This window comes from Ruoffia sp. FAM 24228, assembly GCF_045528575.1.
GTDB classification, from domain to species: Bacteria; Bacillota; Bacilli; order Lactobacillales; family Aerococcaceae; genus Ruoffia; species Ruoffia halotolerans.
The window spans coordinates 1-1,029 of sequence record NZ_JBGQQZ010000142.1 but is presented as its reverse complement, the minus strand read 5'-3'; the positions used below and the strand labels follow the sequence as shown (position 1 = coordinate 1,029).

The window sequence follows — 1,029 nt, the reverse complement described above, 5'->3', positions numbered from 1 at the left end:
CTATGAACAATCTTACTACAGATATCTTACAGACTCTAGCTACAAAAGGTGATTTGAACGAATTATTCCGTTCGCACTTGGAATTAGCCGTAAATACGCTCCTGAGAACAGAGCTGACTGCCTTTTTGGATTACGAAAAGTATGATCGGATTGGTTTCCATTCAGGGAACTCACGCAATGGGTCCTATGACCGTACGGTCAAGACAGAATACGGCGAACTTCATCTACAGATTCCGCGCGACCGCAACGGTGAATTTAAACAACAGACTCTTCCTGCATATAAGCGAACCAATGGCACGTTAGAAGAAACCGTCATTCATCTTTTTCAAAAAGGTATTACCATGTCTGAAATTGCTGATTTGATTGAGAAAATGTACGGTCATCACTATACACCACAAACGATGTCCAATATGACTAAAGTCTTTACTGAAGAAGTATCAGCGTTCAAAAAGCGTAAACTAAACAGTCATTATGCAGTCATTTATCTGGACGCTACCTATATTCCTTTGAAGCGGAAAACCGTTGAGAAAGAAGCCATACACATTGCGGTGGGAATTCGACCAGATGGTGCCAAAGAAGTCCTAGGATACGCTATTGCCCCTAATGAATCGACCGTCACATGGAAAGAGATATTGGAAGATTTATCCGACCGTGGTGTCAATGATGTTCTTCTTTTCGTGACCGACGGTCTCAAGGGTATTAAAGATACGATTCATCACGTTTTTCCTCAAGCAGCTTACCAACACTGTTGTGTCCATGTTTCTCGCAACATTTCTAGTAAAGTACGCGTCGCTGATCGCAAGGAAATATGCGAAGACTTTAAGACGATTTATCAAGCAGATTCACGAGAGACGGCCCTTGAAGCTCGCCTTGCTTTCTCAGAAAAATGGCGCAGTAGCTACTCTAAACTGGCCAAGTCTATTCTAGAAAATGATAACTTACTTACATTTTACGATTTCCCTTTATCAATCCGTAGGAGCTTGTATTCCACTAATTTGATTGAATCCTTTAATAAACAAATTAAAAAGT

Annotated in this window: 1 protein-coding gene; it reads left to right on the top strand. The window is 40.8% G+C overall.

Features of this window, described 5'->3' with window-relative positions; genetic code table 11:
* Positions 1-2 precede the first annotated feature (2 nt).
* A partial coding sequence (locus tag ACEN33_RS12405; protein ID WP_407095209.1) for an IS256 family transposase occupies positions 3-1,029 on the top strand: 1,027 nt, incomplete at its 3' end.